Raw genomic sequence first — 24,450 nt, forward strand, 5'->3', positions numbered from 1 at the left:
TCGTCGACCGGACGCCCGGTTCGAGAGCAACAGCGGTCCGCGCTCAGGCGCGGGCCGCGATTGCGTTTTCGGGAACAGGAACATTCATGAACCAGCATATCACGGCATCCGGGGACACCACCGATCCGACGCATGCCCGGCCCGACGCGTCTCAGGACGTCGTGCGCCTTGTCGACCTGAAGCGCCGCTTCGGCGTCACTGCAGCGCTCGATGGCATCTCGCTGACCGTGCGCAAGGGCGAGATCCTCGGCATCATCGGTCGCAGCGGCGCCGGCAAATCGACGTTGATCCGCTGCCTGAACGGGTTGGAACGGCCTGACTCCGGCGAGGTGTTCATCGAGGGCCGCGAGATCAGCCGGCTAGGCGAGCGCGACCTGCAGCCGTTGCGGCGACGCATCGGCATGATCTTCCAGCATTTCAACCTGCTGTCGGCCAAGACCGTCGAGGACAATGTGGCGCTACCGCTCAAGATCGAGGGGCGCCCGAAAGCCGAACGACTGCGACGCGCCGCCGAACTGCTCGATCTCGTCGGCCTGTCGGAGAAAGCAAAAGCCTATCCGGCGTCGCTGTCGGGTGGCCAGAAGCAGCGCGTCGGCATCGCCAGGGCGCTTGCCGCGCGCCCGGCGCTGCTTTTGTCGGATGAAGCCACCTCGGCGCTCGACCCGGAGACGACGCGGTCGATCCTCGCGCTGCTCAGGGATATCAACCGGCAGCTCGGCCTGACCATCCTGCTGATCACCCACGAGATGGAGGTGATCCGCTCGATCGCCGACCGCGTGGCGGTGATCGACGCCGGGCGCATCGTCGAGGAAGGCCCGGTCTGGTCAGTGTTCGCCGACCCGCGCTCGGACATCACACGCAGCCTGCTCGGCGCCATCCGGCCGCAGCTGCCAGCCGAACTGGCGGCCCGGCTGCTGCCGGGGGCCGGCGCGGAGACGATCCTGCGCGTCGACGTGGCCGGCGATGCGGCACGCGGCCCATTGCTGTCCGACCTTGCCATTGCTGTTCCACGCGCCTTCCGCCTCGTCCATGGCGGCATCGACCATATCCAGCAGCAGCCCGTCGGCACGCTGTTCCTTTCGGTTCCCGGCAGCGATGCAAATCATCTCGCTGACATCATCACATTCCTGAAGGCCCGCCAGGCGCGGGTGGAGGTGCTTGGCCATGTCGCCGATCCTGTTTGAACTTCTGCTGCGTTCGATCTGGGAGACGGTGCTGATGACGGCCGCCTCCGGCCTCATCTCGCTGGTCTTCGGCCTGCCGCTCGGCCTGGCCCTGATCGCCACCGAACGCAGCGGGATTGCCGAAAGCCTGTGGGTGAACCGGGCGCTCGGCGCCGTCATCAACGGCTTCCGTTCGGTGCCCTTCATCATCCTTCTGGTCGCGCTCATCCCGGTGACGCGGCTGATCGTCGGCACCTCGATCGGCACATGGGCGGCCATCGTGCCGCTGTCGATCGCCGCCACGCCCTACTATGCGCGCATCGCCGAAGTGTCGCTGCGCGAAGTCGATCGCGGGCTGATCGAGGCGGCGCGCGCCATGGGCGGCAACCGCTGGACGATCATCCGCGAGGTGCTGGTGCCGGAAGCCCTGCCCGGCATTGTCGCCGGCTTCACGGTGACGCTGGTGACGCTGATCGGTGCCTCGGCCATGGCCGGCGCCATCGGTGCCGGCGGCCTCGGCGACCTCGCCATCCGCTACGGCTATCAACGATTTGAGACGTCCATCATGATCGCGGTGGTCATCGTGCTGATCATCCTGGTCTGCGGCATCCAGTGGGCGGGAGACCGGCTGGTGGCGAGGCTGGATCGGCGGGGGTGAAAGACTGGCTGATGGCACGGCCGGGGACGGGATAGGCGGAGGCCTTCCCGCCACCAAACCGTCTGACGCCCGGCTTCACCCGCCAAAGCTGCCCAGCCGCGTCGGCTGCGTATAGCTGCGGTCGACATAGAGCAGGGCCGAGCCGCCGCTGCCGTGCCGGACATCGATGACGCGGCCGATCATGACATTGTGCGTGCCGACGATATGCACAGTCTCGATCTCGCAATCGAAATTGACGATCGCATCCGACAGCGCCGGCGTACCGGAGGTCAGTGTCTGCCAGCGTGCGGCGGAGTAGCGCGCTTCCATGTCCCTGGTCGCGCCGGCGAACTTTCCCGCCAGATGCATGTGGTCATGCGTCAGCACGTTGACGCAGAAGCGCTGGTTGGACAGGAACATGGCGGCCTGCGTCGAGCGCCCGTTCATGCACACCAGCAGCGTCGGCGGCTCGTCGGAGACGCTGCACATGGCGGTGGCGGTGAAGCCGCCGCGCCCTGCCGGGCCATCGGTGGTGACGATGTTGACCGGCGCGCAGACCCTCGCCATGGCGTCGCGGAAATCGGTTTTCGAAATCTGCGTGGCCATCTGGTTTCACTCGGCCGTTGAGACAAGCGGATTGAACCAGGTATCGCCCGTCCAGCCATTCTCGTCATAGTCGGCCATGCAGGTGTCGACGAGCTCTTCCATCGCCTTCAGCCGCCCGCCGCGTTCAGCTCCTTTCAGCACCTGCAGCCGCACCTCTTCCGGCGCGCCGGCATAGTTGAGCTCGTAGAGCGCGTGACGGCCGCCGAACTCAGTGCCGGTCGCGTCCCACAAAAGCTTCATGATCTTGATGCGCTCGATGTGGCCCATGTCGTTGGAGCCCCGCACATATTGCGCCAGATACTTGTCGATCGCGGGGTTGTTGAAGTCGCGCACCGACGACGGCAGGTAGATCAGCCCGGACGCGATCACCCGGCGCACGGTGTCGATGACGCGCGGATAGGCTTCCGACATGAAGGTGCGGTAGGCGAGCGCGGCTTCCAGATTGGGCAGCACCGCGCCATTCGCCCACGGGAGCGGGTTGTAGGCCATGGCGTTGGAAAAGCTCCAGAACATGTGCCGCAGTGCAATGACCTCGCCCAGTGCCGCCTGGTTGCCGCGGAAAGCATCGCCGCCCGTGGCGCGCAGCGCCTTAGCCAGTAGGCCGGCGAGGAAATCGAGCTTGACGGCGAAACGCGTGCAGCCCTGGAAGCAGTAGCCATGCATGAAGCCGGACGCCGGGTGGAAGGACAGGATCTTCTGCGCATCGCGCAGCACCAGCACGTCCTCCCAGGGGATGAAGACATTGTCGAGCACCAGGATCGCGTCGTTCTCGTCGAAACGTGACGACAGCGGATAGTCGAAGGGCGCCGCCACCGTGTTGGCCGTCTGCTCGTAGGAGACGCGGCAGAACATCTTTATCCCCGGCGCATTCATCGGCACGATGAACATCACCGACAGCGACGGATCCTCGGTGACCGTCGCCGATCCCTGCGCCAGGAAGTTATAGTGCGTCAGCGCCGAGGACGTCGCCACCACCTTGGCGCCGGAGACGTAGATGCCGGCATCCGTCTCCTTGGTGATGTGGACGAAGACGTCCTTCACCTGTTCGGCCGGCTTGTGGCGGTCGATCGGCGGGTTGACGATGGCATGGTTCATGAACAGCACGGCTTCCTGGGCACGCCTGTGCCAGGACAGGGCATTGTCCCTGAACGGCCCGTACCAGTCTGCGTTGGCGCCGAGCGTGTTCATCAGCGCCGCCTTGTAGTCGGGCGTGCGGCCCATCCAGCCATAGGACATGCGTGACCACTCGGCGATCGCCGTCTGCTGGGCGGCGAGTTCGCCAGAGGATTTGGCGACGCGGAAATATTTGTGGGTGTAGCCGCCCGAGCCGGTGTCGGTCGGTGAGGTCAGCGTGTCCCGTCGCAGGGGATCATGCAGCGCATCGTAGAGGCGCGCCAGCGACCGCGCCGAATTGCGCATCGACGGGTGCGTGGTGACATCGGCAATGCGTTCGCCATTGATATAGACCTCGCGGCCGTCGCGCAGGCTCTCCAGATACTCGGCCCCGGTGAACGGCCGTGCCTTGTCGGCGCGGAAGTCTTCTGATCGCATGATGGTCCTCCTCTTGAGTCGCAACACTAGCGCCTTGGGCATGCATCGGTTATGGACGGAACGGCAAAACCGATTGGACTTTTTCAGGCGCCATGAGCCAGAATTCCATCCCCGACTTCTTCGTCTATGGCGAGCCTGTGCGGCCGCTCGATGTCGGTTTCCTGCATGTCGAAACGGTGCTTGCGCGCAGCAATATCCATCTTGGTCAGGTTGCGGCGCACAAGCATCCGCAGATGGGCCAGATCACCTCCTGGACCAGCGGCTCCGGCACCTACCGTATCGAAGACCGATCCTGGGACTTTTCGGCGCCTGCCGTCAGCTTCGTGCCGAGCGCTGTCGTGCATGGCTTCTCGATCGGACCCGGCACCGATGCCATCGTCGTCTCGGTCGCCGACGGCGCGCTCGCGGCCATCGCCGCTCACAGCCTGCTGCCGCTGGACAGGCCGGTCTTTGCCGACGGTCTGCCACGACACGCAGCGTGGGCGAGACTGGCGGCGGTGCTGGAGATGATCGCCACCGAATATGCCGAGGCGCAAGCCGGCAATGACAGGGTCCTGCCGGCGCTGATCGCCGTCGCACTCTCCCACATTGCGCGCCTCAGCCCCGGCGTGACCGCCTCCGCCGCCTCTTCCGATGCTTCGCTGGCGCGGGGCCTGCGTCGGCTCGCCGACGCGCATTTCCGCGACAACTGGCCGGTCGATCGCTACGTCGAGGCGCTGGCCACCACGCCGCATCTTCTCGACAAGGCTGCCCATGCGGTTCTGGGCGCCGGCGTCAAGCGGGTCGTCAGCGAAAGGCGGCTGCTGGAGGCCAAGCGCCTGCTGCTGTTCACCGTACGCACGGTGGAGGACATCGCCTACGAGATCGGCTTCGACGACCCGGCGTATTTTTCACGGTTCTTTCGCGCGCGGGTCGGCGAAGCGCCCGCCGCCTGGCGCCGGAAGCACTTGCAGGGCCATTGATCCTGCGTGAAATGCAGACCCCGTGACGCGCAATCCTCGATGTTGCAGCCACAGCCACTTTTTCGTGAAGCTGAACGGGTTGATCCCTTCGCCTGTCTGCCTAGGTAGAAAGGAGCGGCGGGTGCCACGCAAATCTGACATCGGACCAATCTGACGGTCGGCATGACATTTTCCAGTATTCGAAAGCTTGCCCTTCCTGTCCTGTCCGTCGCCATCCTGTCTTCCTGCGTCGTTCCCGACGATACGTCGCGCGTGGCCAAGGTTGACCCCACCGCGGCGGCGGCTCGCAAGGAGATGGTCGGCCTCAGCGAAGCCGACGTCCGCATGTGCGCCGGGTTTCCGACCGCCACCGCCGACGCCGGCCGATCGGGCCAGATCTGGACCTACAAGCGCATCGTCCAGCGCGGCAATCTCAGTATTGTAGTTCCGACTCTAGCGGTTGGCGCGATCCCGGCGGTCGGCGGCTCCGTCAATGTCGCTCCCGGCGGTTATTGCGACACGCAAATTCGCATGGTCGACGGCCGCGTCGCCGAAGTTGCCTATGCCGGCGACAACAATTTGCCGAACAGGCGCGACGCGCTTTGTGTCAGCACGGTGGACGCCTGCGTGACCTATGCGCGTCAACACGGTCAGAGGCCGGCGGCCAGATCGGCCAGATAGCCGGCGGCAGCGAAACGGCGATGACGGTCACGCAAATATCGTTGAGGGCTTGACTGACCCGCCGGACAGAATACGCTAGCGCAAAATACCGGCTCTGATCGCCGGGCGGCAAGAATGCCTCGTATGCCTCGCCCTCCGGCGCTGGCTGCGAGGCATTGTCATTTTGGGGATCTGTTTGAAACGGCGTATCGAGATCGGCATCTTATATTCCCGCTCGGGGAGCTATCAGCTCGTCTCCGATGCGTGCCGCATCGGCGCCATGCGCGCCATCGCCGACATCAACGCCGATCGCCGCTCAGGCATCGAACTGGTGCCGGTCGAGCGCGATCCGCAAAGCAATGCGGACCGCTACGCAACGCTGTGCGAGGATATTTTCAGGACCAGCAGCGCCCGCCATGTCGTCGGCTGCGTCACCTCCTGGAGCCGCAAGGAGACGATTCCGGTGCTCGAGAAGGCGGGCGGCATGCTCTGGTACGCCTGCCCCTATGAGGGCTTCGAGGCCAACGAGCACGTCGTCTACATGCACGCCTGCCCCAACCAGCATCTGGTGCCGCTGATGGCGCATGTCGTGCCGCGTTTCGGCGCCAACGGCTTCCTGCTCGGCTCGAACTACATCTGGGGCTGGGAGATGAACCGCGTCGCGCGCGACCTGATCGCGGATGCCGGCGGCAAGGTGCTGGGCGAACGCTATCTGCGCATCGGCGAGACCGACGTGTCGCGGCTGATCGCGGAGATCCGCGCCACGCGGCCGAACTTCATCCTCAACAATTTGATCGGCACCTCTTCCTACGCCTTCCTCGCGGCCTATCGTGATCTCGGGAGTGAGGATCCTGCCTTCAGCCCGGAAACCTGCCCCGTCATCTCCTGCAATCTCACCGAGGGCGAACTGCCGGCGATCGGTGAATCGGGCAAGGGACATCTGTCGGTCGGGCCGTACTTCGCGCCGCGGCCGGCCGCCTTCGCCTCGTCTTTCGAGGCCTCCGCCTATGCCTCCGTGCAGGTGATGGCCGACGTGCTCTCCAGCAATCCCGAAGCCGGTCCGGCGGAATTTTCCAGAGCCTTCGCAGAACGCCGCTTTTCCACCCGGCTCGGGCCGATAGCCATCGACGCCCATTCCCAGCACGCGACGCTGCCGGTGATCATCGGGCGCATCGCGGATGGCTTCTTCGAGGTCGTCAGCCGCGAGGACGAAGTCGCGCCGGATCCCTATCTGTCGCGCTACGACCCGGCAAAAACATTCGGCCGCCCACGCCTGAGGGTGGTGTCGTGACGAGAGCCCCACGCATCCCCAATCTCGGCGGCGCTAGGGCGTTTATCCTGCATCGCCCGCATCCGACGGTGCAGGCGATCACCAGGCAATTGTCGGCCATCGGCCTGATCACGCTGGATTGCTGGCCGGAACTGCCGCCCGAGGCGCTGGCGGCCGATTTCGTGTTCTTCGACGCCGATCTCGGTTTCGACGAGCAGTTCCCCTGGAAGCCGGGCGAGGCGCCGATGCCGCTGGTGGCGCTGATCGGCTCCGAGGCGCCGGGCCGCATCGAATGGGCGCTGTCGCACAAGGCCGATGCCCAGCTCCTGAAGCCGGTCGGCAATGCCGGCGTCTACAGCGCGCTGCTGATCGCGCGCCAGAGTTTCGAGGCGCGAAAACACCTGGCCAGTGAGATTGCCTCGCTTCGCCAGCGCGTCGCCGAGCGCCAGACCATCGTGCGCGCGGTCACCGCACTGGCGAAAGGCACCGATGACGGCCGCGCCTATGCGCAGCTTCGCTCGCTGGCTATGAGCTGGCAGATCAGCGTCGAGGATGCCGCGCGGCGGATCGTGGCAATGACAAGTGAAGAAGCAACAGGGGAAGAAGGCGGCGATGACCAGTCCCATCGCGCCTGATCTCACCGCGCCAGGGCGCATGCCGGTCAAACCACGCGCCGGCGTCTGGCGCCGGCTGGTCAGGCGCCGTCTCGCACTGCTTGGGCTGATGATCGTCGCCATTGTCGTTGCCGGCGCCGTGCTGGCGCCATGGCTGACTGGCTATGATCCCAACGAGCAGATGTTCGACGGCCTGACCATCGAGGGCTCGCCCTTGCCGCCGGATGCAAAATTCTGGCTGGGCACCGACCTGCTCGGCCGTGACCTGCTGACCCGCATCCTCTACGGCGCCCGCACCTCGCTGATCATCGGCATCGTCGCCAATGGCGTGGCGCTGTTCATCGGCACACTGGTCGGTGTTGTCGCCGGCTATTTCCGTGGCTGGATCGGCAGCGCGCTGATGCGCTTCACCGATTTGATGATGGCGTTTCCGGCACTGCTGCTCGCCATTTGCCTGGCGGCGGTGTTCGAGCCCAGCCTGTGGATCGTCGCCATGGTCATCGCGCTGGTCAACTGGGTGCAGACCGCCCGCGTCATCTACACCGAAACTTCTTCGCTGGCCGAGCGCGAATTCATCGACGCCGAACGCACCATTGGGGCGAGTGCACCGCGCATCCTGTTTCGCCATATCCTGCCGCATCTGCTGCCGACCATCATCGTCTGGGGCACGCTCGGCATCTCGACCACGGTGCTGCTCGAGGCGACACTCTCCTTCCTCGGCATCGGCGTGCAGCCGCCGACGGCGTCGTGGGGCAACATCATCTTCGAGAACCAGACCTATTTCCAGGCCGCACCCTGGCTGGTGTTCTTCCCCGGTGCCGCGATCCTGGCGCTGGCGCTGGCCTTCAACCTGATCGGCGACGCACTGCGCGACATCCTCGATCCGACGCAGAGGGGCCGGGCATGATCGCCTATCTCGGCCGCCGCCTCATCCAGTCTCTGCTCATCCTGCTCGGCGTCTCGCTGATCACCTTCGCGCTGCTCTATCTCCTGCCCGCCGATCCGGTGCGCCAGATCGCCGGTCGCAGCGCCACGCCGCAGACGGTTGAGAACATCCGCCAGCAGCTCGGCCTCGACCAGCCCTTCATCGTCCAGTACTGGCGCTATCTTACGAAGCTCATCAGCGGCGATCTCGGCCGCTCCTACATCCAGCGCTCCGAGGTCACCGAGCTGATCGTCTCGCGGCTGCCGGCCAGCTTGTTGCTGATGGTCGGCGCCATCCTGTGCGAGCTGCTGCTCGGCCTCAGCATGGGCCTGATCGCTGCCGTCAAGCGCGGCACCGGCACCGACCAGACGCTGATGGTCGCCTCCTTCGTCGGCGTTTCGGCGCCGCAATTCGTCGTCGGCCTGCTGCTGCTCTACGTCTTTGCCGTGCGGCTCAGCTGGTTCCCGATCGGCGGCTACGGCACCTGGCGCCATCTGGTGCTGCCGTCGCTGACCATGGGCATACTCGGCGCCGGCTGGTACGCCCGCATGATGCGCTCGTCGATGATCGATGTTCTGCGCCAGGATTATGTCCGCACCGCCCGCGCCAAGGGCCTGGCGCGGCGAGCCATCCTGTTCCGCCATGCACTGCCCAACGCCATCCTGCCGGTCATCGCCATGATCGGCATCGACATCGGCATCTTCATGGGCGGCATTGTCGTCGTCGAAAGCGTGTTCGGCTGGCCCGGCATCGGCCAGCTGGCGTGGCAGGCCATTCAGCGCGTGGACATCCCGATCATCATGGGCGTCACCTTGGTCTCGGCCTTCGCCATCGTGCTCGGCAATCTGCTGGCCGACGTCATCGCGCCCTTCATCGACCCCCGCATCAAGCTCAGATGAAAATGAAAACCAGACAGAGAAAGGGAACATAAAAATGAAAAAGTTTCTCGCATCCACGGTAGCGGCATCGGCGCTGGCGCTGATGCTCGGCATGACAAATGTTCGCGCCGATGACACCGTCGATCCGAACGCCAAGCAGGGCGGCGCCATCACCATCACCTACAAGGACGATGTCGCCACGCTCGATCCGGCGATCGGTTATGACTGGCAGAACTGGTCGATGATCAAGAGCCTGTTCGACGGGCTGATGGACTACGAGCCGGGCACCACCAATTTGAAACCCGACCTCGCCGAAAGCTACGAGATCTCGCCCGACGGCAAGACCTTCACCTTCAAGCTGCGCCATGGCGTGAAATTCCACAATGGCCGCGAAATGACCGCCGACGATGTGAAATATTCGCTGGACCGCGTTACCAATCCTAAGACCCAGAGCCCGGGCGCCGGCTTCTTCGGCTCGATCAAGGGCTATGACGAGGTCGCCGCCGGCAAGGCGGATGGCCTCTCTGGCGTCACGGTCGTCGATCCCTATACGGTCAAGTTCGAGCTGAGCCGGCCCGACGCCACCTTCCTGCATGTCATGGCCATTAACTTCGCGCATGTCGTACCTAAGGAGGAGGTCGAGAAATACGGCGCCGATTTCGGCAAGCACCCGGTCGGCACCGGCGCCTTCAAGCTCGCCGAGTGGACGCTCGGCCAGCGCATCGTCTTCGTGCGCAACCCGGACTATTGGCACAAGGGCCTGCCGCACCTCGACAAGATCACCTTCGAGGTCGGCCAGGAGCCGATCGTGGCGCTGCTGCGCCTGCAGAAAGGTGAGATCGACCTGCCCCTCGATGGCATTCCACCGGCAAAGTTCCAGGAGGTGATGGCCGACCCCGAGCAGAAGGCGCGGGTCGTCGAAGGCGGCCAGCTGCACACCGGCTACATCACCATGAACACCACCATGGCGCCGTTCGACAATGTGAAGGTGCGCCAGGCGGTCAACATGGCGATCAACAAGGCGCGCATCGTCCAGATCATCAACAACCGCGCTGTGCCGGCCAACCAGCCGCTGCCGCCGTCGATGCCGGGCTACGACAAGGAATACAAGGGCTATCCCTATGATGTCGCCAAGGCCAAGGCGCTGCTTGCCGAGGCCGGTCATCCCGATGGTTTCGACACCCAGCTGTTCGCCATGAACACCGATCCCAACCCGCGCATCGCCCAAGCGATCCAGCAGGATCTGGCGGCCGTCGGCATCAAGGCCAGCATCCAGGCATTGGCCCAGGCCAACGTGATTGCCGCCGGCGGCGACAAGGCCGGCGCACCGATGATCTGGTCTGGCGGCATGGGCTGGATCGCCGACTTCCCGGATCCGTCGAACTTCTACGGGCCGATCCTCGGCTGCGCCGGTGCGGTGCCCGGCGGTTGGAACTGGTCATGGTATTGCAACAAGGATCTCGACGCCAAGGCGGCGGAAGCCGACTCGATGACCGATCCGGCGAAGTCTGCAGAGCGCAACAAGATGTGGAGCGCGATCTACGACAAGATCATGGAGGACGCGCCCTGGGCGCCGGTCTTCAACGAGCAACGCTTCAGCATGAAATCCGCACGCATGGGCGGCGCCGACAACCTCTATGTCGATCCGGTCCATGTCTTCATCAATTATGACAATGTGTACGTAAAAGATGTGCAATAACTGCGACTACACCATCCACGGGCGCCAACATCATTTCGGCTGGGACAATTCGTTTGTTCCGGCCGAGCGGGTGGCGCCCGGCTCGACCATCGAGTTCCAGTGCCTCGATTCCTCCGGCGGCCAGTTGCAGGCCGACAGCACGGTCGCCGACGTCGCCAAGCTCGACTTCGCCACCGTCAATCCGGTGACCGGGCCGATCTTCGTCGAGGGCGCCGAGCCAGGTGACGCGCTGAAGGTGACGATCGAGATGTTCAAACCGTCCGGCTTCGGCTGGACGGCCAACATTCCCGGTTTCGGGCTGCTCGCCGACGACTTCAAGGAGCCGGCGCTGAACATCTGGAAATACGACGCTGCCTCGCTCGAGCCGGCGCTGTTCGGCAAAAATGCGCGTGTGCCGCTGAAACCCTTCGCCGGCACCATCGGCAACGCGCTGGCGGAAAAGGGCCACCACTCCGTGGTCCCGCCGAGGCGCGTTGGCGGCAATCTCGACATCCGCGATCTCGCGGCCGGCACCACGCTGTACCTGCCGGTGGAAGTGGCGGGCGCGCTGTTTTCGGTCGGCGACACCCATGCCGCGCAAGGCGACGGCGAGGTTTGCGGCACGGCGATCGAAAGCCCGATGGACGTCGTGCTCAAGCTCGATCTGGTCAAGGACGCCAGGCTGAAGACGCCGCGCTTCACCACGCCAGGCCCGGTGACGCGCCATCTCGACGCCAAGGGCTATGAGGTGACGACAGGTATCGGTCCGGACCTGATGACCGGCGCCAGGGAAGCGGTTGCGCAGATGGTCGACCTGCTTGCCGGGAGGTACAAGATCGATCCCGTCGAGGCCTATATGTTGGCCTCTGTGTGCGGCGATCTCAGGATCAGCGAGATCGTCGACATGCCGAACTGGGTGGTGTCGTTCTACTTCCCGCGCTGCGTGTTTGAATGAGAGGTCGGCGCCAAGGCACCCCCCTCTGGCCTGCCGGCCATCTCCCCCGCAAGGGGGGAGATCGGCAGCTTCGATGCAGCGCTTTTCTTGCAACGCTGGAGATTGGCGAAGGCCGGGATGACATTCAATCTCCCCCCTTGCGGGGGAGATGGCCGGCAGGCCAGAGGGGGGTGTGCCGGAGTAAATTCCCCCCCGGACTACACTCCCAATGACCTCAACCCCCGAACCCGTCCTCGACATCGCCAATCTCTGCGTCAGCGTGCGCGGCGAGGAGGGCGAGCGCGAGGTCGTCTCCGACCTGTCGCTGACGCTGGCGCGCGGCGAAACGCTCTGCATTGCCGGTGAATCCGGCTCCGGCAAATCGATGACCGCACTGGCCATCATGCAATTGCTGCCGCAGCCGTCGGCACGCATATCGTCTGGGAAAATCCATCTGGGCGACACAGATCTGACGACTCTCGACGAGCGCCGGATGCGGCGCATTCGCGGCGACCGTATCGCCATGATTTTCCAGGAGCCGATGACCTCGCTCAACCCGGTGCTGCCGATCGGCCGGCAGCTTACCGAATCCATCGAGGCACACACCAGCCTGTCGCAGGGCGAGGCTCGCCAGCGCGCCATCGAGGCGTTGAAGGCGGTGCGCATTTCGGAAGCCGAAAGCCGGCTGAAGCAGTTTCCGCACGAACTGTCCGGCGGCATGCGCCAGCGGGTGATGATCGCCATGGCGCTGGCGCTCGAGCCGGACGTGCTGATCGCCGACGAGCCGACGACCGCACTCGACGTCACCGTGCAAGGCGAGGTGCTGGAGCTGCTGCGCGACCTGCAGCGCCAGCACGGCACCAGCGTCATCCTGATCACCCACGACATGGGCGTCGTCGCCGAAATGGCCGACCGCGTCATCATCATGCGGCATGGCCGCATGGTCGAAGAGGGAAGAACCGCTGACATTTTTGCCAGGCCGCAAGCCGACTACACGCGCGAGCTGCTGGCCGCCGTGCCGCGCATCGGCAGCGGTATCGGCCGCCAGAAATCCAGGGATGTCGAGACGGCGAGCCCGGCCAATGTCGCCATGGTCCACGATCTGCATGTCCGCTTCGACCTGCATGGCGGCTTCTTCGGCCGGGTCACCCGCCGCGTTCACGCCGTCGAAGGCGTCAGCTTTTCGATCGCGCCCAACGAGACGCTGGCGCTGGTCGGTGAATCCGGCTGTGGCAAGTCGACCACCGCCAAGGCACTGGCCGGACTGGTGCCTTACAGCGGCGACATCGTCATTGGCGGCCGCAATCTGTCTGGCCTTGGCCGCGACGAGCGCAAGGCGGTGCGCCGCGACGTGCAGATGATTTTTCAGGACCCCTATGCCTCGCTGGACCCACGCATGCGCGTCGGCGACCTCGTCGCCGAGCCGCTGCTGATCCATGGCATCGCCTCGAAGGAAGAGCGCAGCCAGCGTGTCGCGGCGCTGTTCGAGCGCGTCGGCCTGTCGGCTGACCAGATGGAGCTCTATCCGCATGAATTCTCCGGCGGCCAGCGCCAGCGCGTCTGTATCGCACGCGCTCTGGCGCTGCGGCCGAAGCTGATCATCGCCGACGAAAGCGTCTCGGCGCTCGACGTCTCGGTGCAGGCGCGCGTGCTCGATCTGTTGAAGGAATTGCAGCGCGAATTCGGCGTCGCCTATCTCTTCATCTCGCATGACATGGCTGTGGTCGAGAACATCTCCGACCGCGTCGCCGTCATGTATCTCGGCCAGATCGTCGAGATGGGCACGCGCGACCAGGTCTTTTCCAACCCGCGCCACCCCTACACCAGACGCCTCATCGAAGCCGTGCCCGTGCCCGATCCGGCCAAGCGACGAAGCCGCTTCGCGCGTCTCGACCAGGAGATCCCGAGCGCCACCCGCAGGATCGGCGAGGCGCCGTTGAAACTGGCGCTGAGGGATGTCGGCAACGGCCACCTCGTCGCCGCCGAGGGCTGAGGTAAGGACTGCCACAGGTCGCGGCTCACGTGTTTGTGTTTCCATCCAGGGCTCAAGGTGGCGTTCCGCCGCCAAAGCGCATCGCTTCGATCACGAAATCCGGGACGGCCTCTTGCCCTCTGTCCCTATCTTCCTCATGTTCAATACCATTGCGATGATCGATCGTAGGAGGGTCGGTCGGATTCATCGCTATGGGAGGAAGTCAACCATGAAGGTAAGCCTTTTCGTTTCCGCAGCGCTTCTCGCCGCATCCGCGATCCCCGCCTCGGCCGCCGAAATTTCCGACGGCAAGGTCAAGATCGGCATCCTCAACGACCAGTCGGGCGTCTATGCCGATTTCGGCGGCAAGTGGTCGGTCGAGGCGGCCAAGATGGCGGTCGAGGATTTCGGCGGCAAGGTGCAGGGAGCGCCGATAGAAATCATCAGCGCCGACCACCAGAACAAGCCCGATATCGCCTCCAACATCGCGCGGCAGTGGTACGACACCGAACAGGTCGATGCCATCATGGAACTGACGACCTCTTCGGTGGCGCTCGCCGTCCAGGGGATCTCCAAGGAAAAGAAGAAGATCGACATCGTCACCGGCGCGGCGACCACGGAGCTGACCGGCAAACAATGCTCGCCCTATGGCTTCCACTGGGCCTATGACACACATTCGCAAGCGGTGGGCACCGGCGGCTCTCTCGTGCAGCAGGGCGGCGACAGCTGGTTCTTCGTCACCGTCGACTATGCATTCGGCTATTCGCTGAAAGAGCAGACGACCAAGTTCGTCGAGAGCCATGGCGGCAAGGTGCTGGGCGAGGTGCGTTATCCCCTGGGATCGACCGATTATTCGTCCTTCCTGCTGCAGGCGCAATCGTCGGGCGCCAAGGTCATCGGCCTGGCCAATGCCGGCCTCGATACCTCCAACTCGATCAAGCAGGCGGCCGAATTCGGCATCGTGCAGGGCGGTCAGCGTCTTGCCGCACTCCTGTTCACGCTGGCCGAGGTGCATGGGCTTGGCCTTCAGGCGGCGCAGGGCGTCGTGCTGACCGAAGGCTATTACTGGGATCGCGATGACAAGAGCCGCGAATTCGGGCAGCGCTTCTTCAAGCGCACCAACCGCATGCCGAACATGATCCAGGCCGCGACCTATTCGGCGGTGACGCAATACCTGAAGGCGATCGACAAGGCCGGCACGGACGAGACCGAAGCCGTCGCCAAGCAACTGCATTCGATGCCTGTGGACGACGCGGTGATAACCAACGGCAAGGTGCAGGCGGACGGCAACATGGTCCACGACATGTACCTCTATCAGGTCAAGTCGCCAGCCGAGAGCACCAAGGAGTGGGACTACTACAAATACCTGGCCACCATTCCAGGCAACGAAGCCTTCCTGAGCGAAAAGGACAGCGGCTGTCCGACGGCCGGCCAGTGATCGGCGCGGCCATGGTGCCGCCTGACCTGAACGCGAACGAGCCGCCTGTGGTGCTGTCCGCCCGCGGGTTGCGGCGTGACTTTGCCGGCTTCATCGCCGTCAAAAACGTCGATCTCGATGTCCGCCATGGCAACATCCATGCCCTGATCGGACCCAACGGCGCCGGCAAGACGACGGTCTTCAACCTGCTCACCAAGTTCCTGGCGCCAACCAGCGGCAGGATCGAGCTGCTTGGCCACGACATCACCCGAACCTCGCCGGCCAGGGTCGCGCGGATGGGCCTGGTGCGCTCGTTCCAGATATCGGCGATTTTTCCGCACCTCAGCGTGCTCGACAATGTCCGCGTCGCGCTGCAGCGGCCGGGCGGGCTCAGCGTTCAGTTCTGGCGCTCGCTGGCGGCGCTCGACCGGCTGACGCCGCGCGCCGAGAAACTGCTGCGCTCTGTCGGTCTCGACGACGCCAGAAACAGGCTCGCCGGCGATCTTTCCTATGGCAGGAAACGCGTGCTGGAGATCGCCACGACCCTGGCGCTCGATCCGAAAGTGCTGCTGCTGGACGAGCCGATGGCCGGCATGGGGCATGAGGACGTGGCCACCGTTTCCGACCTGATCCGTTCGGTGGCCAGGGATCGCGCCGTGCTGATGGTCGAGCACAATCTGACTGTGGTGGCCGACCTTTGCGACTGGATAACGGTCATGCAGCGCGGCGAGGTGCTTGCCGCCGGCGACTACGCCACCGTCAGCCGCGACGAACGCGTGAAGGTGGCTTATATGGGCACCGCCGATGACTAGTGCGGCACCTCTGCTTGCCGTCAGCGGCCTCAACGCCTGGTATGGCGAGGGCCATGCGCTGCACGGCGTCGATCTGGAAGTGTTTTCCGGCGAGACGGTCACGCTGCTCGGCCGCAACGGCGTCGGCAAGACGACGACGCTGCGCGCCATCATGGGGCTGATCCGCAAGCGGACCGGCCGGATCGCCTTCGACGGCAAGGACCTGATGCGGCTGCCGCTGCACCGCACCGCCCATCAAGGCATCGGCTTCGTGCCGGAGGAACGCGGCATCTTCGCAACGCTGACCGTCGACGAGAATCTGGTTCTGCCGCCGGTCGTCGCGCCGGGCGGCATGAGCGTCGAGGAGATATTCGATCTGTTCCCCAATCTGAAGGAGCGGCGCAACAGTCCCGGCACGAGGCTGTCGGGCGGCGAACAGCAGATGCTGGCGATCGCGCGCATGTTGAGAACGGGTGTGAAAATGCTGCTTCTCGATGAGCCGACGGAGGGTCTCGCTCCTGTCATCGTGCAGCGCATCGGCGCGTTGTTGGCGACGTTGAAAACGCGCGGCATGACGATCCTGCTGGTCGAGCAGAACTTCCGCTTCGCCAGTCGTGTCGCCGACCGTTTCTATCTGATGGAGCACGGCAAGGTGGTGGCAGGGTTTCCGGTCGGCGAACTGCCGGACCGCATGACGCAGCTCCACGAAGTCCTGGGTGTATGATGGCGCCATGACGATGATCTTCGGAATCCCCGTGCAGGCATTCCTCGGCCAGTTGCTGGTCGGCCTGATCAACGGCTCTTTCTACGCCATGCTGAGCCTGGGCCTGGCTGTCATATTCGGCTTGCTGCGCGTCATCAATTTCGCCCATGGCGCCCAGTATATGCTCGGCGCCTTCGTCGGCTATCTGCTGCTCACCTATCTCGGCATCGGCTACTGGCCGGCGCTGATCCTTGCGCCGCTGATCGTCGGTGTGTTCGGCATCGTGGTCGAGCGCCTGGCGCTGTCGAGGCTGTACGATCTCGATCCGCTCTACGGGCTGCTCTTCACCTTCGGCCTCGCGCTCGTGCTCGAAGGCATCTTCCGCTATTATTACGGCGTCTCGGGAAACCCCTACGCCGTGCCGCCGCTGCTTGCCGGAGGCACCAATCTCGGCTTCATGTTCCTGCCCAACTATCGCGGCTGGGTGGTCGTCGCCTCGCTGATCGTCTGCTTCGGCACCTGGGCGCTGATCGAGAAGACCAGGCTGGGGTCCTATCTGCGAGCGGCAACCGAAAATCCGCGTCTCGTCCAGGCTTTCGGCGTCAATGTGCCGTTGCTGCTGACGCTGACCTACGGCCTCGGCTCCGCGCTGGCCGGGCTTGCCGGAATTCTGGCGGCGCCGATCTATCAGGTGAGCCCGCTTATGGGGTCGGATCTCATCATCGTCGTCTTCGCCGTCGTCGTGGTCGGCGGCATGGGATCGATCCTCGGTGCCATCGTCACCGGCTACATGCTCGGCCTTGCCGAAGGCCTGACCAAGGTCTTCTACCCCGAGGCCTCCAACCTCGTGGTCTTCGTCATCATGGCCATCGTGCTTCTGGTTCGGCCAGCCGGGCTGTTCGGAAGGGACGTCTGACATGTCGGAAGGGACATCTGACATGTCAGAACTGACGCTTCGCGAGACATCGGCCAAAACCTCGGCACGGCTTGAATGGACGCTGGTCGGGCTCGGCATCCTGGCGCTGCTGGTGGCGCCTTTCCTGGTCTATCCGATCTTCTTGATGAAGATGCTGTGCTTTGCGCTGTTTGCCTGTGCGTTCAATCTTCTGCTTGGCTACACCGGGCTGCTGTCGTTCGGCCACGCCACCTTCTTCGGCGGCGCCGCCTACTTCACCGCGCATGCCGTCAAGGTCTGGGGCTGGCCGCCGGAAGCCGGCATTCTGCTCGGCATGGCGGGTGCGGCCTTGCTCGGCCTTGTCATGGGCTTTTTCGCCATTCGCCGGCAAGGAATCTACTTCGCCATGATCACGCTGGCGCTGTCGCAGATGTTCTTCTTCTTCTGCGTGCAGGCGCCGTTCACGCAAGGCGAGGACGGCATTCAGGGCGTACCGCGCGGCATGCTGCTAGGCGTCCTCGACCTGAACGTTTCGCTGAACATGTATTATTTCGTGCTGGCGGTGTTCCTCGTCGGCGTCTTCGCCATCTGGCGCATCGTCAATTCGCCGTTCGGCATGATCCTGCGCTCGATCCGCGAGAACGAGAACCGCGCCATTTCGCTGGGCTATTCCGTCGCCAACTACAAGCTGGGCGCTTTCGTCATGTCGGCGGCGCTGGCCGGGCTGGCCGGATCGCTCAAGGCGATCGTCTTCCAGTTCGCCACGCTCACCGACGTCACCTGGCAGATGTCGGGCGAGGTGATCCTGATGACGCTTCTGGGCGGCATCGGCACCATGGTCGGGCCGATCATCGGCGCCAGCCTGGTCATCGGTCTGGAAAACACGCTTGCCACTTCCGGCTTTCCGGTGACCATCGCCACCGGCCTGATCTTCATGGTGTGCGTGCTCGTCTTCCGGCGCGGCATCGTCGGCGAATTTTACGCGCGGATTTTCGGGCGGGCCGGAAAGGACTGATCAGCTGCAGGTTGATGGGACGCGGCTTGCGCGTGATGACGCATGCGTCTCCCCAACGAGCACCTGTCCGGATTCTTCAGAAAGCTATAGACCTCGATCAAATCGATGCGACTGCTTGCGACCTGGGGCGATCGCGACCCTATCGGAACGGGTGAGCACTTCTATGGGCAAATCGTGATGCGCGCATTCTTTCGATTGGTTGTGGTTATGATCGTGGCGTCCGGCGTGACCGGTTGCACCAGTGTTTCCTATTACGCGCAGTCCGTGCAGGGTCATCTGCGGATCATGACGGCGCGCCAGGATGTCGGAAAACTGATCGAGGATCCTTCGACGCCGAAGGCATTGCGCGCTCGAATGGCATCGGCGAGCGCTATACGACAGTTCGCAACGGATGAACTGGCGCTGCCCGACAACAACAGCTATCGCAGCTATGTCGATATCGGTCGGGACTCAGTGACATGGGCCGTCTTCGCCGCGCCGGCATTTTCGCTGACGCCGCGGACATGGTGCTTTCCTGTTTTCGGCTGCGTTCCCTACCGGGGATATTTCTCCCAGAAGTCCGCGACTGAAACCGCTGTCGAACTTCAAGGACAGGGCATGGACGTCTATGTGACGGGCATCACTGCCTATTCCACGCTTGGTTGGTCGAGCGACCCGCTGCTAAGCACGATGTTCGGCGAGGATAAAACCTATCTTGCAGGGTTGGTTTTCCATGAACTGGCACACCAGCGCGTCTACGTGCACGACGATTCCGCATTCAACGAGGCGTTCGCTGTCGCCGTTGAAACGACCGGCGTGAGAAAATGGCTGCGCGCGGCTGGCGATACCGCCGCATTGCGCCGTTACGAAGCCGCCCGGAGGCGCAAGGCTGAATTCCTTGCGCTTGTTTCGCAGACCCGGGACGAGCTGGCGCAAGTCTATTCCAACGCCGGCACCTCGGAGCAAAAGCTGGCCGCAAAGACGGCCGCGATTGAACGGCTGCGGATGCGCTACCGACACATGCGCGACAGGCGCTGGGGTCGATACCGGGGATACGATGCCTGGTTCGCGTCCCCGATCAACAACGCAAAGCTCGCCGCGACTTCCGTCTATAGCGATCGGGTGAGCGCGTTTCTCCGGCTGTTCGACTTGTGCTCCGGCGACTATGTCAGTTTCTATGCATCGGTCCGGCGGATTGGCGCACTGGACGAAGCTCACCGCGCCGATGCACTTGCGGCGGCAGATCGCTGTTATTGAGTCAGCCCGGGAGGCGCGCGCGAAACAACGTGCAGCCGTCCGTCAGGCGCGATCTGGAGATATCCCGGAATCCAGCCTCGGTCATCCACGAGCGATATTGACCTTCCGTGTACGATTCGCCGTGGCGATAGAGATTCAGGAAAGTGAGATTGAGGAAGACACCCTCGGACGGGCCGAGGCGGTCGTCATCGACGACACCCCACCCCGCAATTGCGATCTCGCCTCCGGGGGTGAGGCAACGCGCCGCGTTCAGGATCGAATTGCGCGCCTGGTCCGGCGGAAGCACCTGGACGACGGCCTTCAGGATCGCCAGATCGTGCCGACCGACCGATGGCGCGACGGTTATGTCCCCCTCTTCGACAACCACATCGTCGGCACCGTATTCCGACAGGATAGCCGGCGCGACCGCTGCGACCGTTGGGAGTTCCATCAGCGTCGCCGCAATGTGCGGCCACCGCTCGCGAAGCCCGACCAGTATGGTCCCGGCGCCTCCGCCGATGTCGATCACCGAACCGACCGCCGAGAGGTCCATCGCCTGGGCCAGATTTCGGCCAAAAATCACCCCGCCCGGCGCGAGCATGCGGCTGAAGGCTGCTGCGGACTCAGGTCCCGCTTCGGAAAAGTCGTGCAGCGCGGCCGGCTGGTTCTGTCGCAGCGAGTCTGCGGTCAAAAGGTCAGCTCCCCAGAGCTCGCGCAGGAGCGCATGATCGCCGCCGCGATAGGTCGGCTTGGACGCGTCGAGGAACTCCGACGCTTCGGCTCCGTTGCGAAACTGACCATCCTCGACTTCAAGGAGACCGATGCTGGCGAGCGCGTAGAGGAGCCGCGACAGACGATCGGGCTCGACTTTGAGCGCGGCCCCGAGGCTGTCGGCAGTCGCAGCATCGCCACCGAGCCGGGTGAAGATGCCAAGGTCCAACCCGGCGCGAAGTGCCAAGGCGCGGGGCACCGCTTCGATCAGTCTGTCGATCCGATCAGAATCCACCATGTCACATCCCCTCTGCGGTCCAGGAACGACTTTGAAACAGCTCCCATAGATTAGAACCTGCATGCGGCAAGTTCCCGGCGCCCAGATGGCGACGGACCCGGATCAGAACTCCCAACGGCGCGATTGAGATCGCCCGCGCGGTTCTACTGGTCCGAGAACTTCACGCTCACGCCGCGCTGCCGAAAATAAGCCTGCATCAACTTGCGGCCCGAGCGGTTGTTCTGCGCCAGTTTGGCCGGATCGAACACCGCCTGTTTTATCCCCTCTCGCGTCAGCGCCGCCTTAAGCGCCGCGATATGTGCGTCGATGTCGGCATTGTCCGCCCGGAGCGAGGCATAGATGCTCTCGGTCGCCTCGGCCACGGTCAGTTCGCTCATTGGTGTCGTCCTTTGGTTGGTTGGGCGGCGCTTAGCACAGATTCGCGGTCCGCCGATACCGGGACCGTCGGTACACAGCGCCCGTCGTGAAAGCGAACCGTTCCTTATGGGGCTTCGTAGAGTTCCAGCGGCAATCCATCCGGGTCCCTGAAAAAGGTAAACCGTTGGTCCGTATATGGGTCGATCCGGATAGGCTCGACGGCAACGCCTGCGGCTTCCAGGCGGATAATTACGGGCTCAAGATTAGCCACAGCGAATGCCAGATGTCTCAGGCCTGTCGCCTCTGGGTGGGATGGCCGCATCGCCGGTGCAGGGAAGGAGAACAATTCCAGTTGGGCCGACCCGATCCGCAGATCGGCCTTCCATGATTGCCGCTCCTCCCGATAGATCTCCCGGATCAGATCGAGGCCTAGGAGTTCGACGTAGAACCGTCGCGACCGGTCGTAGTCGGTGCAGATGAGCGCGACGTGGTGAATGGCGTTCAGCATGCTGCTAACCTTGGTCAAGCTGGGGTATGAGGCCAAGGCGCTTCAAGGCCTGGATCGTCGCGCGCCGCGGCTCTGACTTGCCCTGTCCTTCCACGTCATCGATAACAGCCGCGTTCCACCGCCAGCCGCCGCACCAGCGCCAGCACGGCATCGATGGTTGGGGTCGGTCTGTCCGTTAGCCGGCCAAGTTCCTGCACCGCGCTCACCAGCGCGTCGATCTCCATCGGCCTGCCGCGCTCCAGGTCCTGCAGCATCGAGGTCTTGTGTTCGCCGACATCGCCGGCGCCCTTGATGCGCCGGTCGACCGCTATGGGAAAACGCACGCCGAGGCTTTCACCGATCGCCTGCGCCTCCAGCATCATGGTGCGGGCGAGCGCGCGGGTTCCATCGTCGGCGACAATCGCGGCCAGCGTGCTGCCGGTCAGCGCCGAGATCGGGTTGAAGGAGAGATTGCCCCACAGTTTTACCCAGATTTCGCTGCGGATGTCCTCGCGCACCGGCGCTTGCAAGCCGGCCTTGACCATTTCCTCGGCCAGAAGCGTGACCCGTTCGCTGCGCTCGCCGGAGGGTTCGCCGAGCGAGAAACGTTTGCCCTCGACATGACGGATAAGGCCCGGCGCATCGACCTCGACGGCGGGATAGACGACCGAGCCGATGACGCGGTCCGGTCCGATCCGCTGCCAGATCGCGCCGCCGGGGTCGACCGCGTTCAGCCTGGTGCCTTCCAGCGGCCCGCCGGCGCCGTGGAAATACCACCAGGGCACGCCGTTCTGCATGGTGACGACTGATGTGTGGTCCCCAAGCAGCGGTGCGATCTGGTCGAGGGCTGAAGTGAGGGAATGCGCCTTCAGCGCCAGCACCACATAATCCTGGGCGCCAAGTTCCTCGGCTTTCGCGGCGGCCCGGACGGGGACGGAAATCTCCTGGCCATCCTCGATCAGGCGCAGGCCATTTGCCTTGATCGCGTCCAGATGCGCGCCGCGCGCGACGATCGAAAGATCGGTCGGCCCAGTGATCGCCAGCTTGGCCGCGAGATAGCCGCCGATCGCGCCGGCGCCGAAGATGGTAATCTTCATCGTCAAAGTCCGAGTTTGGCGGCAAGGCCGATGCGTTGCAGCTTGCCGGTCGCGCCCTTGGGGATCTCGTCCAGGATCAGGATCTTGCGCGGCACCTTGAAGTCGGCAAGCCGCGTCGCGGCATAGGTACGAATGTCGCCCTCGGTGGCGCTGATGCCTTCACGCAGCACAACTGCCGCCGCCACCTCCTCGCCAAGCTTGTCATGCGGCATGGCGAAGGTGACGACCTGCGCCACAGCCGGATGATCCATCAGCACGTCGTCGACCTCGAGCGGTGAGATCTTTTCGCCACCGCGGTTGATGATCTCCTTCAGCCGACCGGTGACCCTGAGATAGCCGTCCTCGTCCAGCATGCCCTGGTCGCCGGTGTGGAACCAGCCATGCGCGAAAGCCGTGGCGTTGGCATCCGGGTTCTTCTCGTAGCCCGCCGTGACATTGGGTCCGCGGATGACGATCTCGCCGGTCTCGCCGGCCTTGAGCAGCCGACCGTCGGGCGCCATGACAGCCACCTCCGGACCGGCGGAGGCCCCAACGCTGCCCGGCTTGCGCTGGCCCGGCGGCAGCCGGTTCGAGGCCATCTGGTGGGCGGCCTCGGTCATCCCGTAGGACTCGATCACCGGGCAGCCGAAGGTCGCTTCCAGCTCGGTCATCACCTGCGCCGGCAGCGACGCCGAGGACGAGCGGATGAAGCGCAGACGCGCCGCCGCCAGCGCCTCGGTGTTGCGTGCCGCGCGGGGCAGGATCGCCTGATGCATGGTCGGCACCGCCGTGTACCAGCTCGGCTGCGCCTCGTTCAGCCACTGGAAGAAGCGCAGCGCGTTGAAACCCGGCGTGCAGTAGATGCTGCCACCGGCAGCCAGCGACGACAGCACGGCCGCGATCAGGCCGTGAATGTGGAACAGCGGCATGATGTTGAGGCAACGATCATTGGCTGTCAGGCCAAGCGTGCCGCCGATATGGGCAGCCGAGGCTGCGATGTTGGCATGGCTGAGCGGCACCAGTTTTGGCCGCGACGTCGTGCCGGAGGTGTGCAGCAAAAGCGCGATGTCGCCGTCTTGCGCCATGTCGCGTGATGCCGGGGGTCCGATCGCCGCGCCCTCGATCGCAAAACTGCCGGCGGGTGTGCCGGGCTGCACGACAAGCCGCAGCACGCCGATGCCGAGCCGCTCGGCCACCGTCACCGCAGGGCCGGTCTCGCCCTCCGCGACAAGGATCGCCTTGGCGCCGATGTCGGTCAGGTAGAAATCAAGCTCGTCGGCCCGGTAGGCGGGATTGAGCGGAGCCGTCGAGGCGGCGGCCGCCACGGCGACGAAGGCGGTGGCCATCTCGGGCCCGTTCGGCAGCACGATCGCCACCCTGTCGCCCCGGCCGATGCCGCGCGCATGCAGCTGTTTTGCCGTATCGGCGATCAGGCTGCGCAATCTGCCATGGCTGAGCGTCGCCCTGTCGGGTGCCAGAATGGCGGGCGCATCGTCGACGCCGGCGGCGAGACGGCGGGAGAGACCTGCGTGGGTTTCAGTTTGGGTCATGATCACCGACTATGTTTCAAGTGTAGAAGTCCTGCATGCGATTTCGGCCCAAGATAGTCGCTTCGGACCAATTGTCGACGTTAGCGCCGCCCCTCATCCGCCTGCC

Annotated in this window: 24 protein-coding genes; 17 read left to right on the forward strand and 7 right to left on the reverse strand. The window is 64.3% G+C overall.

Annotation, left to right across the window (positions count from 1 at the left end):
• Positions 1–86 precede the first annotated feature (86 nt).
• Both NKH52_RS13915 and NKH52_RS13920 read left to right on the forward strand, forming a co-directional pair.
• On the forward strand, positions 87–1,184 hold the full coding sequence (locus NKH52_RS13915; protein WP_352730291.1) for a methionine ABC transporter ATP-binding protein: 1,098 nt from the start codon (positions 87–89) through the stop codon (positions 1,182–1,184).
• Complete coding sequence (locus tag NKH52_RS13920; RefSeq protein WP_352730293.1) at positions 1,165–1,821, forward strand: methionine ABC transporter permease; 657 nt, start codon at positions 1,165–1,167, stop codon at positions 1,819–1,821. Before NKH52_RS13915 ends, NKH52_RS13920 begins: the two co-directional genes overlap by 20 nt.
• Before the next feature lie 75 nt (positions 1,822–1,896).
• Here NKH52_RS13920 and NKH52_RS13925 read toward each other — a convergent pair whose 3' ends face one another.
• Positions 1,897–2,406, reverse strand: a complete 510-nt coding sequence (locus NKH52_RS13925; RefSeq protein WP_023810828.1) for a flavin reductase — start codon at positions 2,404–2,406, stop codon at positions 1,897–1,899.
• Between the two features lie 6 nt (positions 2,407–2,412).
• Entirely contained in the window at positions 2,413–3,957 is a 1,545-nt protein-coding gene (locus NKH52_RS13930; RefSeq protein ID WP_352730295.1) for a 4-hydroxyphenylacetate 3-hydroxylase N-terminal domain-containing protein, read from the reverse strand.
• A gap of 92 nt (positions 3,958–4,049) precedes the next feature.
• On the opposite strand from NKH52_RS13930, the gene NKH52_RS13935 reads away from it, so the two are divergent.
• The 15 genes from NKH52_RS13935 (at position 4,050) to NKH52_RS14005 (ending at position 19,886) form a co-directional block, all read left to right on the forward strand.
• Positions 4,050–4,919, forward strand: coding sequence for a helix-turn-helix domain-containing protein (locus NKH52_RS13935; protein WP_352730298.1), 870 nt, complete (start codon positions 4,050–4,052; stop codon positions 4,917–4,919).
• Between the two features lie 162 nt (positions 4,920–5,081).
• Positions 5,082–5,579 carry a hypothetical protein gene (locus tag NKH52_RS13940; protein WP_352730300.1) on the forward strand — a complete coding sequence of 166 codons (498 nt, stop codon included), beginning with the start codon at positions 5,082–5,084 and terminating at the stop codon, positions 5,577–5,579.
• 175 nt (positions 5,580–5,754) lie between these two features.
• Entirely contained in the window at positions 5,755–6,849 is a 1,095-nt protein-coding gene (locus NKH52_RS13945; RefSeq protein WP_352730301.1) for a transporter substrate-binding protein, read from the forward strand.
• Positions 6,846–7,463, forward strand: coding sequence for an ANTAR domain-containing response regulator (locus NKH52_RS13950; RefSeq protein WP_352730303.1), 618 nt, complete (start codon positions 6,846–6,848; stop codon positions 7,461–7,463). The genes NKH52_RS13945 and NKH52_RS13950 overlap by 4 nt, the downstream gene beginning before the upstream one ends.
• Before the next feature lie 19 nt (positions 7,464–7,482).
• Entirely contained in the window at positions 7,483–8,349 is an 867-nt protein-coding gene (locus NKH52_RS13955; RefSeq protein WP_196815320.1) for an ABC transporter permease, read from the forward strand.
• A complete protein-coding gene (locus NKH52_RS13960; protein ID WP_127268209.1) occupies positions 8,346–9,266 on the forward strand; it encodes an ABC transporter permease in 921 nt (306 codons plus the stop codon). Before NKH52_RS13955 ends, NKH52_RS13960 begins: the two co-directional genes overlap by 4 nt.
• A gap of 34 nt (positions 9,267–9,300) precedes the next feature.
• Complete coding sequence (locus NKH52_RS13965) at positions 9,301–10,944, forward strand: ABC transporter substrate-binding protein (RefSeq protein WP_352730305.1); 1,644 nt, start codon at positions 9,301–9,303, stop codon at positions 10,942–10,944.
• Positions 10,934–11,878, forward strand: coding sequence for an acetamidase/formamidase family protein (locus NKH52_RS13970; protein WP_352730307.1), 945 nt, complete (start codon positions 10,934–10,936; stop codon positions 11,876–11,878). The genes NKH52_RS13965 and NKH52_RS13970 overlap by 11 nt, the downstream gene beginning before the upstream one ends.
• A gap of 208 nt (positions 11,879–12,086) precedes the next feature.
• Entirely contained in the window at positions 12,087–13,850 is a 1,764-nt protein-coding gene (locus NKH52_RS13975) for an ABC transporter ATP-binding protein (RefSeq protein WP_352730309.1), read from the forward strand.
• A gap of 208 nt (positions 13,851–14,058) precedes the next feature.
• Positions 14,059–15,267: an ABC transporter substrate-binding protein gene (locus tag NKH52_RS13980; protein ID WP_352730311.1), complete on the forward strand. Its 1,209-nt coding sequence runs from the start codon at positions 14,059–14,061 to the stop codon at positions 15,265–15,267.
• An 11-nt stretch (positions 15,268–15,278) separates the two neighbouring features.
• Positions 15,279–16,058 (forward strand): ABC transporter ATP-binding protein, encoded by a 780-nt coding sequence (locus tag NKH52_RS13985; protein ID WP_352730313.1) that lies wholly within the window; start codon positions 15,279–15,281, stop codon positions 16,056–16,058.
• Positions 16,051–16,761 (forward strand): ABC transporter ATP-binding protein, encoded by a 711-nt coding sequence (locus NKH52_RS13990; protein WP_352730315.1) that lies wholly within the window; start codon positions 16,051–16,053, stop codon positions 16,759–16,761. Before NKH52_RS13985 ends, NKH52_RS13990 begins: the two co-directional genes overlap by 8 nt.
• Before the next feature lie 7 nt (positions 16,762–16,768).
• Positions 16,769–17,656, forward strand: a complete 888-nt coding sequence (locus tag NKH52_RS13995) for a branched-chain amino acid ABC transporter permease (RefSeq protein WP_352730317.1) — start codon at positions 16,769–16,771, stop codon at positions 17,654–17,656.
• Positions 17,657–17,678: 22 nt separating this feature from the next.
• The gene (locus tag NKH52_RS14000) at positions 17,679–18,650 is read left to right on the forward strand and encodes a branched-chain amino acid ABC transporter permease (RefSeq protein WP_352730319.1); all 972 of its coding nucleotides are present in this window, start codon (positions 17,679–17,681) and stop codon (positions 18,648–18,650) included.
• 177 nt (positions 18,651–18,827) lie between these two features.
• Positions 18,828–19,886, forward strand: coding sequence for an aminopeptidase (locus NKH52_RS14005; RefSeq protein ID WP_352730519.1), 1,059 nt, complete (start codon positions 18,828–18,830; stop codon positions 19,884–19,886).
• Position 19,887: 1 nt separating this feature from the next.
• Here the strand turns inward: NKH52_RS14005 and NKH52_RS14010 are convergent, their stop codons facing one another.
• The 5 genes from NKH52_RS14010 to NKH52_RS14030 all read right to left on the reverse strand — a co-directional run bounded on the left by NKH52_RS14010 (position 19,888) and on the right by NKH52_RS14030 (position 24,344).
• Positions 19,888–20,874, reverse strand: coding sequence for a methyltransferase (locus NKH52_RS14010; protein ID WP_352730321.1), 987 nt, complete (start codon positions 20,872–20,874; stop codon positions 19,888–19,890).
• Positions 20,875–21,017: 143 nt separating this feature from the next.
• Positions 21,018–21,251 carry a hypothetical protein gene (locus NKH52_RS14015; RefSeq protein ID WP_352730323.1) on the reverse strand — a complete coding sequence of 78 codons (234 nt, stop codon included), beginning with the start codon at positions 21,249–21,251 and terminating at the stop codon, positions 21,018–21,020.
• Positions 21,252–21,355: 104 nt separating this feature from the next.
• Positions 21,356–21,739 (reverse strand): SMU1112c/YaeR family gloxylase I-like metalloprotein, encoded by a 384-nt coding sequence (gloA2, locus tag NKH52_RS14020; RefSeq protein WP_352730325.1) that lies wholly within the window; start codon positions 21,737–21,739, stop codon positions 21,356–21,358.
• A gap of 95 nt (positions 21,740–21,834) precedes the next feature.
• Complete coding sequence (locus NKH52_RS14025) at positions 21,835–22,815, reverse strand: 2-dehydropantoate 2-reductase (protein WP_352730327.1); 981 nt, start codon at positions 22,813–22,815, stop codon at positions 21,835–21,837.
• A gap of 2 nt (positions 22,816–22,817) precedes the next feature.
• Positions 22,818–24,344: an acyl--CoA ligase gene (locus NKH52_RS14030; RefSeq protein WP_352730329.1), complete on the reverse strand. Its 1,527-nt coding sequence runs from the start codon at positions 24,342–24,344 to the stop codon at positions 22,818–22,820.
• Positions 24,345–24,450: the final 106 nt, after the last annotated feature.

The sequence above is a fragment of the Mesorhizobium sp. M1066 genome, from assembly GCF_040318635.1.
In the GTDB taxonomy this organism is placed as follows: domain Bacteria; phylum Pseudomonadota; class Alphaproteobacteria; order Rhizobiales; family Rhizobiaceae; genus Mesorhizobium.